9 protein-coding genes and 1 pseudogene are annotated in these 11,983 nt (G+C 74.0%); 6 read left to right on the top strand and 4 right to left on the bottom strand.

Features of this window, described 5'->3' with window-relative positions:
* Both ACFC1R_RS03700 and ACFC1R_RS03695 read left to right on the top strand, forming a co-directional pair.
* Nucleotides 1-1,736: pseudogene (locus ACFC1R_RS03700) on the top strand (hypothetical protein); the annotation flags it as partial.
* 107 nt (nucleotides 1,737-1,843) lie between these two features.
* Nucleotides 1,844-2,773, top strand: a complete 930-nt coding sequence (locus tag ACFC1R_RS03695) for a cellulose-binding protein (protein WP_045298832.1) — start codon at nucleotides 1,844-1,846, stop codon at nucleotides 2,771-2,773.
* Between the two features lie 202 nt (nucleotides 2,774-2,975).
* Here ACFC1R_RS03695 and ACFC1R_RS03690 read toward each other — a convergent pair whose 3' ends face one another.
* Nucleotides 2,976-3,770, bottom strand: a complete 795-nt coding sequence (locus ACFC1R_RS03690) for an alpha/beta fold hydrolase (RefSeq protein WP_375932055.1) — start codon at nucleotides 3,768-3,770, stop codon at nucleotides 2,976-2,978.
* A gap of 94 nt (nucleotides 3,771-3,864) precedes the next feature.
* Here ACFC1R_RS03690 and ACFC1R_RS03685 point away from each other — a divergent pair, with 94 nt between their 5' ends.
* Together ACFC1R_RS03685 and ACFC1R_RS03680 are read left to right on the top strand one after the other, a co-directional pair.
* Entirely contained in the window at nucleotides 3,865-4,842 is a 978-nt protein-coding gene (locus ACFC1R_RS03685; protein WP_375932052.1) for an ABC transporter ATP-binding protein, read from the top strand.
* A gap of 1 nt (nucleotide 4,843) precedes the next feature.
* The gene (locus ACFC1R_RS03680) at nucleotides 4,844-5,611 is read left to right on the top strand and encodes an ABC transporter permease subunit (RefSeq protein WP_375932049.1); all 768 of its coding nucleotides are present in this window, start codon (nucleotides 4,844-4,846) and stop codon (nucleotides 5,609-5,611) included.
* Between the two features lie 39 nt (nucleotides 5,612-5,650).
* Here ACFC1R_RS03680 and ACFC1R_RS03675 read toward each other — a convergent pair whose 3' ends face one another.
* Nucleotides 5,651-5,983 carry an ATP/GTP-binding protein gene (locus ACFC1R_RS03675; protein WP_375932046.1) on the bottom strand — a complete coding sequence of 111 codons (333 nt, stop codon included), beginning with the start codon at nucleotides 5,981-5,983 and terminating at the stop codon, nucleotides 5,651-5,653.
* Between the two features lie 361 nt (nucleotides 5,984-6,344).
* On the opposite strand from ACFC1R_RS03675, the gene ACFC1R_RS03670 reads away from it, so the two are divergent.
* Nucleotides 6,345-7,496, top strand: coding sequence for an LLM class flavin-dependent oxidoreductase (locus tag ACFC1R_RS03670; protein ID WP_375932276.1), 1,152 nt, complete (start codon nucleotides 6,345-6,347; stop codon nucleotides 7,494-7,496).
* A 110-nt stretch (nucleotides 7,497-7,606) separates the two neighbouring features.
* Here the strand turns inward: ACFC1R_RS03670 and ACFC1R_RS03665 are convergent, their stop codons facing one another.
* A complete protein-coding gene (locus ACFC1R_RS03665) occupies nucleotides 7,607-7,999 on the bottom strand; it encodes an SCO5389 family protein (protein ID WP_375932043.1) in 393 nt (130 codons plus the stop codon).
* Between the two features lie 582 nt (nucleotides 8,000-8,581).
* Between ACFC1R_RS03665 and nucS the strand changes: the two genes are divergently transcribed.
* Nucleotides 8,582-9,241, top strand: coding sequence for an endonuclease NucS (gene nucS / locus ACFC1R_RS03660; protein ID WP_375932040.1), 660 nt, complete (start codon nucleotides 8,582-8,584; stop codon nucleotides 9,239-9,241).
* A 205-nt stretch (nucleotides 9,242-9,446) separates the two neighbouring features.
* Here nucS and ACFC1R_RS03655 read toward each other — a convergent pair whose 3' ends face one another.
* The gene (locus ACFC1R_RS03655) at nucleotides 9,447-11,819 is read right to left on the bottom strand and encodes an ATP-binding protein (protein WP_375932037.1); all 2,373 of its coding nucleotides are present in this window, start codon (nucleotides 11,817-11,819) and stop codon (nucleotides 9,447-9,449) included.
* Nucleotides 11,820-11,983: the final 164 nt, after the last annotated feature.

Here is an 11,983-nt window from a genome sequence, read left to right as displayed (position 1 = left end):
CCCAGGCCGACACCGAGATCGCCGAACTGCGGGCCACCGCCGAACGCGAGAGCACCGAACTGCGCGAGCAGGCCGAGGCGTACGACCGCGAACTGCGCGCCACCACCGACCAGGACACCGCCGAACAGCGCGCCCAGGCCGACACCGAGATCGCCGAACTGCGGGCCACCGCCGAACGCGAGAGCACCGAACTGCGCGAGCAGGCCGAGGCGTACGACCGCGAACTGCGCGCCACCACCGACCAGGACACCGCCGAACAGCGCGCCCAGGCCGACACCGAGATCGCCGAACTGCGCGAGCGGACCGCCACCGAGCTGGCCGACAGCCGGGAGGTCGCGGCTGCGGAGATCTCGCAGCAGCGGGCCGAGGCGCAGGCGTACGAGGAGCAGCTGCGCGCCGAGGCCGAGGCCGAGCGGCAGGGCGCCCACGAGTGGGCCGAGCAGCACCGTGCGGAGGCCGAGGCCCAGGGTCACCGGACCGTTACCGAGGCCGAGGAGCAGGCGGCGGCCGCCATCGCGGAGGCCGAGGAGTTCACGGCCGCGCTGCGCACCGAGGCCGAGGAGTACGCCCTCGCCACCCGCACCCTCGCGGAGGACTACGAGGCGGCCACCCGGAACCGGGCGGACGCGTACGACGCGGAGACCCGCGAGGCCGCCGAAGGGTACGACAGGTCGACCCGCGATCAGGCCAAGTCGGTGCTGGAGAAGGCGTTCGCGGACGCGGAGGCCCTCGCCGAGGACGCCCAGACCGCTGCCCTGGCCACCACCGCGGCGGCCGAGGAGCAGGCGGACGCGATGGTCGCCGCCGCCCGCAAGGAGGCCGAGCGGCTGGTCGCGGCCGGTGAGGCGGCCGGGCAGGCCGAGGTGGAGCGGGCGCGTTCGGACGCCGACGCCCTGCTGTCCGAGGCCCGCCGGGACTCCACCGCGATCCGGGAGCGCGCGGAGGAGCTGCGCGAGCGGACCGACAGCGAGATCGAGGCGCTGCACGAGCGGGCCCGCAAGGAGAACGCGCAGGCCATGAAGTCGGCCGGCGAGCGGGTGGACGCGCTGGTGACGGCCGCCCAGGAGCAGCTGACCGAGGCCGAGGAGCAGGCTTTCGCCACCGTGGCGGAGGCCGAGGAGCGGGCGGTCGGCCTGGTCACGGCGGCGGAGGAGCGGGCGGCCGAGCTCACCTCGGAGGCGTCCGCGGAGGCCAGCAAGGTCCGGATCTCCGCCGTGCGCAAGGCCGAGAGCCTGATCAAGGGCGCGGAGCAGAAGCTCGCCGACTCGACCGCCAAGGCCGAGCAGCTGCGGGCCGAGGCCCAGAGCACGCTCAAGTCCGCTCAGGACGAGGCCGAGGAGCAGATCGAGGCGGCGGCCGGCGAGGCGGAGAAGCGGCTCCGGCGCGCGGACGAGAGCGCGGACGAACAGCTGCGCCTGGCCAAGGAGGAGGCGGAGCGGCTGCTCGCCGAGGCCAAGGCCGAGGCTCAGCGCGTGACCGACCAGGGTCGCCGGGAGTTGGAGGAACTGGTCCGTCGGCGCAAGGACATCAACACCGAGATTTCCAGGGTGCAGGACGTCCTGTCAGCCCTGGAGGCGTTTGAGGCACCTTCACCTGCTTCCCAGGAGAAGGCCAACGGGGGATCGAACAGCAAGAAGCCCGGCTCTGGCGGCCGGGACAGTGGCTCGAAGGCAAGGGCCGGAGTGGGTGCTCCCCGTTCGGGTGGCAATCGCTCCGGAAACGCACCACCCGATTGAGCGGACATTGTCCGCGAAGCATCGGCATTTCGCTGATGACACTCCGGTAACGTGTCAGGATTCCCTCAACCACCCCAGCGGTCTGACGACAGGAAGCCCAAAGTCCCATGAGCGACAGTCACTCCCCTCACGGCTTCGACCTGGTGCGCCGTGGGTACGAGCGCGCCCAGGTCGACGAGCGGATCACCAAGCTGGTGGCCGACCGTGACAGTGCGTTGGCCCGGATCAGTGCCCTCGAGAAGCGAATCGAGGAGCTGCACCTGGAGACGCAGACCGCCCAGGCCGCGGTGACCGAGGCCGAGCCCTCGTACGCGGGTCTCGGCGCCCGGGTGGAGAAGATCCTCCGGCTCGCCGAGGAGGAGGCCAAGGACCTGCGCGAGGAGGCGCACCGCGCCGCCGAGCAGCACCGGGAGCTGGCCGAGGCCGCCGCCCAGCAGGTCCGCGCCGAGGCGGAGAACTACGCCAAGGACCGCAAGGCGAAGGCCGAGGACGAGGGCCTGCGGATCGTCGACAAGGCCAAGAACGACTCGGCCCAGCTGCGCGCCGAGGCCAACAAGGACGCGCAGAACAAGCGCGAGGAGGCGGACGCCCTCTTCGAGGAGACCCGCACCAAGGCCGCCCAGGCCGCGCTGGAGTTCGAGACCAACCTGGCCAAGCGCCGCGAGCAGTCCGAGCGCGACCTGGCCGCCCGTCAGGCCAAGGCCGAGAAGCGCCTGGCCGAGATCGAGCACCGCGCGGAGCAGCTCCGCCTGGAGGCCGAGAAGCTCCGTACGGACGCCGAGCGCCGCGCCCGCCAGACGGTGGAGACGGCCCAGCGCCAGTCCGAGGACATCGTGGCCGACGCCAACGCCAAGGCCGACCGGATCCGGAGCGAATCCGAGCGCGAGCTGGCGGCGCTCACCAACCGCCGCGACTCCATCAACGCCCAGCTCACCAACGTCCGCGAGATGCTCGCCACCCTGACCGGTGCGGCCGTCGCCGCCGCGTCCCTCCCGGCCGACGACACCCTGGGCGTCCCGGCCCAGCAGTCCCGCTGACACCACCGCACGCATCGCGGCCCTCGCCCGGACGGGCGGGGGCCGCTCGCGTTCGGGCGAGGGCCGGACGGCGGGGACGAACGACCGGGGACGGGGAGCCGCGCGAACCGCACGGCGCCGGCCCCGAACCGGAAGGCGCCGGAACGCACTTGGCCGCCCTGGGGCGGACCGCACCGCACCGCCGGGACGCCGGCCGCGGGGCCTAGCGCCCCACCCGGCGGAGCAGCCCCCGGACGGCCGCGTTGAACGTCTCCGGGGCCTCCAGGGGGCTGAGGTGGCCGACGCTCGGGATGACCGTCAGCTGGGCGTCCGCCAGTGCGTCGGCCATCAGCCGCGCCTCGGCGAGCGGGGTGAGGGCGTCGAACTCGCCGACGACGACGGCGGCGGGGACGGTGACCGAGGCGAGGACGTCGAGCGAGTCGTGCCGGGCGGCCATCGCGCGCTGCGCCCAGGCGACCGCCTGCGGCGCCGATTCGGCGATCATCCGCCGCACCCGGCCGACGAGTTCGGGATCGGCCGCGGGGCCGAGCAGGCCCTCCGCGACCCTCTCCTCGGCGAGCAGGTGCACGCTGTCGCGGGCCAGTACGGTCCGGGCGATCCGCTCCCGGTTGGCGCGGGCCTGCTCGGTGTCGACGGTGGCCTTGGTGTCGGCGAGCAACAGGCCGGCCAGGCGGTCGGGGTGGCGGCGGGCGAAGGCCATCGCCACGTAACCGCCCATGGAGAGGCCGCCGATCACCGCCCGGTCGATCCCGGCGGTGTCCAGCAGCCGGGCGACGTCGTCCGCGACCAGGTCGAGCGACGGGGCCTCGTCGCCCAACGCCGCGGCACCGAAACCGCGTTGATCCATCGTCAGCACCCTGGCCTCGTCCCCGCTCGGGCCGGGTAGCAGCTCCAGTTGGGCCTCCCACATCCGGGCCGGGAACGGGAAGGCGTGCAGCAGGACGAGCGGGACACCGGTGCCGTTCTCGCGAACGGCCGGGATGCTGGGGAGCGTCATACCGCAACCGTAGAGCGGCGCGCCGAGCCGCCGCGACCAACGCACCCTTATGACCGATTTGTCATACTCTGCACGGAGAGTGAGGGAGCAGACCATGATCGAGTTGCATGAGCTGACCAAACGCTACGGCGACACCCTGGCCGTGGACGGGCTGAGCTTCCGGGTACGACGGGGGGTCGTCACCGGCTTCCTGGGGCCGAACGGCGCCGGCAAGTCCACCACGATGCGGATGATCCTCGACCTCGACCGGCCGACCAGCGGCCGGGTCACCATCGACGGCAAGCGCTACGGGCAGCTCAGCGAACCGCTCAAGTACATCGGCGCCCTGCTGGAGGCCAAGGCCGTCCACCCCGGCCGTACCGCCCGCGACCACCTGCTCTGGCTCGCCCAGAGCAACCGCATCCCGCCCAGGCGGGTGGACGAGGTGCTCGGCCTGGTCGGCCTGAGCCCGGTGGCGGACAAGCGCTCCCGGGGTTTCTCGCTCGGCATGGGCCAGCGCCTGGGCATCGCCTCCGCACTGCTGGGCGACCCGGAGATCGTGATGTTCGACGAGCCGGTCAACGGGCTCGACCCCGAGGGCATCCTGTGGATCCGCAACCTGATGAAGAGCCTGGCCGCCGAGGGCCGGACCGTCTTCGTCTCCTCGCACCTGATGAGCGAGATGGCGCTGACCGCCGACCACCTGGTGGTGATCGGCCGGGGCCGGCTGCTGGCCGACCTGCCGATGCCCGAGTTCATCAGACGGAACTCCCGCTCCGCCGTACGGATCCGCACCCCGCAGGCGGAGCAGCTGCTGACCGCCCTCGACCGCGCGGGCCTGCGCGTCGAGGCCGGCCCCGCCGGCACGTACGAGGTGCTGGACGGCGACCCGGCGAGGATCGGCGAGCTCGCCGCCGCGCACGGCGTCGTCCTGCACGAGCTCAGCCCGCAACAGGCCTCCCTGGAGGAGGCGTTCATGCAGATGACGGCGGACTCGGTGGAGTACCACGCCGGCGACGGCGAGGGACGCGACGCGGCGGGCGCCTGGGGCGCCACCTGGCAGCCCAAGGCCCCCCGGCAGGAGGAGAACTGAGATGACGTCCTTCCCCGCGATCCTGCAGTCGGAGTGGACGAAGATCCGCAGCGTCCGCTCCACGGTCTGGACCCTGGCGCTGACCTTCGTGGTCACCCTGGGCCTCGGCGCGCTGCTGTCCTTCCTCACCAACAACAACTTCGAGCAGTTCGGCGAGAACGGCCGCACCCCGTTCGACCCGACCGGCACCGCCTTCTCCGGGATCATGCTGGGCGAGCTGGCCATCATCGTCTTCGGCGTGCTGGCGGTCGGCAACGAGTACAGCACCGGGATGATCCGGGTCAGCCTGGCCGCCGTCCCGCAGCGCGGCACACTGCTCACCGCGAAGGCGGCGGTGCTCGGCGCGCTGGCACTGGCGGTCGCTCTGGTGACGGCCTTCGTGACGTTCTTCGTCGGCCAGTCGCTGCTCGGCGACCACGCGACCACCCTCGGCGCCCCGAACGTGCTGCGCGCGGTCCTCGGCGCGGCGCTGTACCTGACCATGATCTGCCTGTTCGCGGCCGGGGTCACCGCGATGCTGCACAACCAGACCCTGGCGCTGGGCGTCCTGGTGCCGTTCTTCTTCCTGCTCTCGCCGATCCTCTCGGCGGTCCCGAAGGTCAAGACCCTGGCGCACTACTTCCCCGACTACGCGGGCCAGCGCGTGCTGCTGGTCTACCAGCAGCACGGCCAGCCGTACGGGCCGTGGGCGGGCTTCCTCATCTGCCTGGCCTGGACCGTGGCGGCCCTGGTCGGCGGCGCGCTGGTGCTCAAGAACCGCGACGCCTGACCCGCCCCCGGGGCCCTCGCGCGGGCCCCGCGCCCGGCCTCAGTAGCGCGGGGCGCCGCGCCCGCGCTGGAGGTTGGCGGTGCGCCGCTCACGGGCGCTCCAGCAGGCGCGGTGCCAGTGCCGCCGGTCGTCCACCCCGGCGCCGTGGCCCGGCCACGCGACCACGTGGCCGACGCCCGGCGGGATCTCCTGGTCGCAGCCCGGGCAGCGGTAGTGGCGCCCCGCCGTCCCGGCGACCGTCTGCACCACCCACTCCTCGCCCGCGTAACTCTCGGTGCGCCGCAGCGAACCACCGAACGTCGCCGACGGGGGCACCTCCTCGGCGCTGCTCTGGCTCCGGCTGCTGGGGATCCGGTTACGGCGGGGCGACACGTCAACTACCTCTCGGCGGCGGGGCTCGGTGTGCTTCGGGGGTGTTCCGCGGTCTTCCAGGGTACGGCTCCGCGGAACACCCCGGTTCCTCCCAGGACGCCACTATCACGGCCAGGACGGGTACTTCGGCGTTTCCCCCCAGATCCACCCGTTCCCCCGCGAATTTCGGGGATCCGCGTGCCATTGGCACATGACATCGGTTACTCACGAGGGGACACGGCGGGGCTCGCAGACCCTGCGGCACCCGAGGAGGCACCCGATGACCATGACCAGCCCGCGACCCGACACCTGCCCGTCGGCCGGGACGGCCCGCAGTCCCCTCCCCCAGCCCTCGGACGGGCACCCGGCGGCCACCGACGAGATCCGGGTCGGCGCCTTCCTGCTCTCGGCCCAGTTCCCCGGCCAGAGCCACGCCGAGGCACTGGAACGCACCGTGGGCACCGCGGTCGCCGCCGAGCGGGCGGGCCTGGACGGCGTCTGGCTGGCCGAGCACCACTTCGTGCCGTACGGGGTCTGCCCGAACGCCGTGACGCTCGCGGCGCTGCTGCTCGGCCGCACCCACCGGATCGGCGTCGGCACGGCGGTCAGCGTGCTCTCCACCGCGCACCCGGTGGCCCTCGGCGAGCAGGCCGCGATGCTGCACCTGATCTCGGGCGGCCGGTTCACCCTGGGGGTCGGACGCGGCGGCCCCTGGATCGACCTGGACGTCTTCGGCAGCGGGCTGGCCGCCTTCGAGCAGGGCTTCCCCGAGCGACTCGACCTGCTGCTGCGCTGGCTGCGCGGCTCCCGAGTGGGCGCGGACGGGCCGCAGTTCAGCTTCCCCGAGGTGGCCGTGGTGCCCAGGGCCGCCGAGACCGCCCCCGCCGGCGGACCGGCCCGGATGCCCGACCTCGCCGACTGGCTCGGACTCGACCCGGAGACCGGCGCGCTGCTGCGCTTCCCCCGCCAGCGCCGGGACGGCGTGGCCACCGGTGCACACCCGCAGGGCGGCCCCGCGGTGATCGTCGCCTGCACGTCCCCCGGCGGCGTCCGGACGGCCGCCGAGCGCGGTCTGCCGATGCTGCTCGGCATGCACTCGGGCGACGAGGACAAGCAGCAGATGCTGGCCGCCTACCGCGCCGCCTGGCGGGCCTGCGGACGCGGTGAGGAGCAGCTCGCCAGGATCGAGCGGGAGCACGTCGCCGCCGGGGTGGTGCAGATCGAGGACCGCACCTCGACGGCCCGCGACAGCCTGCTGCGCGCGATGCCCGGCTGGTTCGAGTACGGGCTCGGCGCGCACCGCACGGTGGACGGGCGGGAGCGACGGATGCGCGACCCGTACGAGTACACCGAACTGCTCTGCGACCTGCACGCGGTGGGCACCCCGAAGCACTGCGCGGACCGGCTGCTGGCCACCGCCGAGCGGACCGGCATCCGGCGCTTCGCACTGCTCGCCGAGGGCTCGGGCGAGCGCGCGGCGACCCTGCACAACGTCGCCCGCCTCGGTGCCGAGGTGCTCCCTCAACTGGGGTGAACGGCAAGGGGCGCGGGGAGCGGTGCGAACGGACCGTCCTCCTCGCTGGAGGGTCCGTCGCACCGTCCCCGCGCCCCGAACCGCCCTGCCGGGGCCTCCGGCAGGGCGGTTCAACAGTCGCGCAACTCCGGCGACTGGTTGAGCAGCTGGGCCCGGACGGAGGTGAAGCGCCGGTAGCGCTCCTCGCTGTCCTCGGTCGAGGTGAAGACCGCGACCCGGTGGCAGTTCTGGAACGCCAGCTTGACTCCGAAGTGGCGCTGCAGGGCGCCCCGGATCGCGTCGCTGGCCATCGCCCGCAGCAGCTGGCCCCGCTCCTGCTCACTGGGCGGCGGTACCTGGTTGTCGGCGAAGTCGGTGCCGTCGACCTTGACCTGGGCGACCAGCGAGCTGATCAGCTCCCAGGCGTACGGCAGGGAGACGCGGACACAGTCCACGAACTCCCGCTCGTCGACCTCTCCTCTCTCGGCCTTCTCCAACAGGGCCGGTGAGACGTCGAGCGACATGGGTTCTCCTCTCGCGGTCCACCACGGCGCGGCCGCCGTGGTGGTCGTGCGGTTGGTGCGAATGGTGCCGTGCCGTGCTCGGCTGACGCCCGGCGGTGCGGGGTCGCGCACGGTGACTTCGCCCCGGCCCGGTCGGTCTCCGGTCGGGCCGGCGCATGAATGACGCTGTGACGCTTGACTGCTGCAGGAACCGACGCGGGAACTGACACATGATCAGGCCGTGACGGCCCGCATCACGCTCCGACGGGCCGTGGCGGCCCCGGGGTGCGACGGACGACCCGGCGGCCCACCGGATCGAGCGACGACCGCTCACCACAGAGTGACAGGCGATCGTCAGCGCGGCTGGCGAATCCGCCGCATTGCACCGGAATAACAGCCCGGGGGGCCAGAATGGCCGGATCCCGTCGGATCGTTCATCTCACATCTCCGTCCCCGTTGGGTGGACCCGGGCGGCCGTACCGGCAACTGCCGTAGGGACGGGCGCGCGGGTGCCGGACTCCATGGTTCGCCGTGTCCGGGGTTTCTTCACCCGGCTGTCGCGGAATCGCTTCAACTGGCCTCGGTGGGCTAGCGTGGTCGACCGTGCGTCTCGTAATTGCCCGTTGCTCAGTCGACTATGCCGGTCGGCTCTCCGCCCATCTCCCGTCCGCGACCCGGCTGATCCTGGTCAAGGCCGACGGCAGCGTCAGCATCCACGCCGACGACCGTGCCTACAAGCCGCTCAACTGGATGTCGCCGCCGTGCAGTCTCAAGGAGGCCGACAGCACCTGGACGGTCACCAACAAGGCCGGCGAGAAGCTGATCATCACCCTGGAAGAAGTGCTGCACGACTCCTCGCACGAGCTCGGGGTCGACCCCGGTCTGGTCAAGGACGGCGTCGAGGCCCACCTCCAGGAGCTGCTCGCCGACCGGATGGAGGTGCTCGGTGCCGGCTGGTCGCTGATCCGCCGCGAGTACCCGACCGCCATCGGCCCGGTCGACATCCTCTGCCGCGATGCCGACGGCACCACGGTCGCCGTCGAGATCAAGCGGCGCGGCGAGATCGACGGCGTCGAGCAGCTGACCCGCTACCTGGAGCTGCTCAACCGCGACCCGCTGCTCGCCCCGGTGAAGGGCGTCTTCGCCGCCCAGGAGATCAAGCCGCAGGCCCGGGTGCTCGCCACCGACCGGGGCATCGGCTGCGTCGTCCTGGACTACGACGAGCTGCGCGGCATCGACGACGACAAGCTCAAGCTCTTCTGAGACACCCCACGTAACCGCACCCCAGGGGCGCGGGGACCGGCACGGGAGAGCCCGCCTCACAGCGGGCCACTCGCGCGGCTCCCCGCGCCCCTGTGTGCTTCCGACCGACCCCTTGGGTCCCTGGGCCGGTGGCCCGGGAGAACCGGGAGAACGAGGGCCGGCCCCGGGCGGCGCCCCGACGGGGGAGACGCCGCCCCTGGGTGCCTTACGGGGTCCCGCCCGAGGTGGCGCTGCCGGTCTGCGCCGTCGGGGGCGTGGACGGCGTCGAGGGCGTCGAGGGTGTCGGGGGCTTGGACGGCGGGTCGGTCGACGGCTTCGGGCTCGGCGACTCGGTCACCGGCGGCGGCACGGACGCGGAGGACTCCGGGGACGACGGCTCGCCCGTCGGCCGGCCGGTCGGTGACGGTGTGCCGCCGCCCGTCCTGCTGTGGCTCGGCGACGGCGCCCGGGTCTCCCCCGAGGGCGGATCGGGCACCGGGGAGCCGTGCCAGTCCCAGCCGGTCGTCGGCCGGCTGCTGCTGCGGCCCGTGCCGCCGTCCGCACCGCCGTCCGACGTGGGCGAGTCGGCCCCGCCCGGCGCGTCGGCCGCCGGGGCACCCGTCGACGCCGGGGCGCCGACCGACGGCGGCCGGCTCGCGCTGCCCGTCGTGCTGCCCGCCGTGGGCAGGTTCTCGGTGAGCGAGTTCTCCTCCAGCGACCCGCCGGGCTGCACCGTCCGGGTGCGGCTCTGGTGCGACCCGGCCAGGCTCAGCCCGACCGCCGTACCGAGCACGGAGAGCGCCAGCACCGCCGTACCGACGGCCAGCACGGCGCGCCGGGTACGCTCGGGCACCCGGGTGCTCCCGAACCGCCGCGGGACCTGGGCCGCGATCGCCCGGATCGAGGGGCGGCGGACGCCGGCCCCGGGCGTGTCCTGGGCCGCGGGGAGCTGCACCGTCTCGGCCTGCAGCAGGTCGAGCATCCGGCGGGCCGCCGCACCGCCCCGCGACTCGCCGACGGCCGCCCGCAGCGCCACGGCCGCCTCCAGCTCGGCCCGCGCCCGCCCCGGTGCTCCCTCGCACAGCGCCAGCACGCCCAGCTCCTGCCGGAACCAGGCCTCGTCCGCCGTCGAGCCGAGCGACGTGGCGGCCTCCCGGCCGAGTTGCAGGGCCCGTTCCCAGGCTCCCCAGCGCAGCGAGAGGGCGAAGGCCGGTGCCGCGGCCCGGGCCAGCCAAAGGACGGCCTGCGGTCGGTCCGCCGCCCGGTCGGCCAGCAGCGCGCTGATCACCACCTCGGCCTCGGCGGCGACCTGACCGAGGTCCACCGAGCCGTGCCCGACCCACCAGGAGAAGTGCTGGGCCGCGCCGTCGGCGACCGTCCCGGGCTCCCAGTGCGGCGCCAGCAGCTCCAGCACGCCCGAGGAGAGCCGGTGGTGCCCGCCGATCGAGACCGCCAGCCCGCAGTCGGACAGCTCCCGCAGGGCGCTCTCGCCGAGGCCGACGTCGATCAGCGCCGGCAGGTGCGGAGCCGTCGGGAGTTCACCGCCGAAGGCGACCGCCAGTCGCAGCACCGCCTGCCCGGACTCGCTCAGCCCCTCCGCCAGCCGCACGGCGGGCGAGGCGCTCTCCGCGACCGAGGGCAGCGGGACGGTGCTCCGCAGCTCGCTCTCCAGCTCGGCCGGGTCCTCCGGCTCGGGTACCTCCTTCACCAGGCCGAAGACGCTGTGCCGGTCCTGCCGGGCGGCGACCAGGGCGTCGACCTCCGCATCGCGCTGCCGCAGCAGCGCGGCCGCCTGGACGAAGCGCAACGGCAGGCCCTGCGACTCGAACCAGAGGTCCACCACCCAGGACCGCTCGGGCTCCTCCAGCGGCCGTCCGGTGAGCCGGGCCACCAGCCCGAGGCAGGCCGGGCGCGAGAGCCCGGCCACCGGGCGGTCCTCCAGCCGGGAGCCGGGAGCCGGGGCCGGGCTGTCCGCCGCGACGGCGATCAGGAAGGCGCAGTCGGGCGCGGTGGCGAGCAGTTCCTCGAGCTCCGCACCGGACGGCTCCACGTCGTCGATCACCACGATCGCCCCGACCGGGGCCAGCAGGGCGGGCAGTTGCCGGCGGTCGGGGCGGAAGCCGGGGTTCCGGTGGGTCGCGGCGAAGAGGTCCTGGAGCAGGTCCTGCGCGGTCCTGCGGTAGCCGGCCAGCCGGACCACGCCGTCCGGGGCGATCCCGGCGGCCGCCTCGGCGACGGCCGCCAGCAGCGCGCTCCGGCCCGAACCGGGCCGCCCGACCAGGCGGACCGAGCGGCCCTCGGAGAGCAGCTCCAGCAGCTCCGCGATCTCCGGCTCCCGCTCCAGCAGCGGCAGGTCGGCCGGGGCCCGGCCGAGCGCCAGCGGTCCGACCGGCGCGCCGGGGCCGGGCGCGCCACGGCCCTGCGGGCCGCCACCGCCGGCGCCGCCGCTGCGACGCGGCACCGGACGCCACTCGTCCGGGCAGGGACGGGCCTCGGAGCCGTCCGGAGTGCCGACGGTCAGCAGCAGGCCGCCGGACACCACCTCACCGGTCCTGGGCCGCAGTCCGTCCTGCCGGAACTCTCCGGTTGGCTGTGCCACGTGTTCCGCTCCGCCCCTGCTCTGCCGTCACAGTCCTGAGCGAGACTCTCGCACATCCGACCCGTCCGAGCCCAGACCGGTCCCGGCGCGGCAAGCAACACCCCCGGGGGCGCGCGGAACTGTGCGCCCGGCGCGTTGCGGGCCCGCCGGGGACTCCCGCGTGA

Origin of the sequence: Kitasatospora sp. NPDC056138, from assembly GCF_042264695.1 — a bacterium.
Taxonomy (GTDB): domain Bacteria; phylum Actinomycetota; class Actinomycetes; order Streptomycetales; family Streptomycetaceae; genus Kitasatospora.
Note: the sequence above shows the minus strand (reverse complement) of the source record. Positions and strands in the feature narration are given on the sequence as shown.

Coding starts and splice junctions, on each gene's coding strand:
- ACFC1R_RS03685 (WP_375932052.1), top strand. CDS start 3,865: ATGATCGAGTTGCATGAGCTGACCAAACGCTACGGCGACACCCTGGCC.
- ACFC1R_RS03695 (WP_045298832.1), top strand. CDS start 1,844: ATGAGCGACAGTCACTCCCCTCACGGCTTCGACCTGGTGCGCCGTGGG.
- ACFC1R_RS03690 (WP_375932055.1), bottom strand. CDS start 3,770: ATGACGCTCCCCAGCATCCCGGCCGTTCGCGAGAACGGCACCGGTGTC.
- ACFC1R_RS03680 (WP_375932049.1), top strand. CDS start 4,844: ATGACGTCCTTCCCCGCGATCCTGCAGTCGGAGTGGACGAAGATCCGC.
- ACFC1R_RS03665 (WP_375932043.1), bottom strand. CDS start 7,999: ATGTCGCTCGACGTCTCACCGGCCCTGTTGGAGAAGGCCGAGAGAGGA.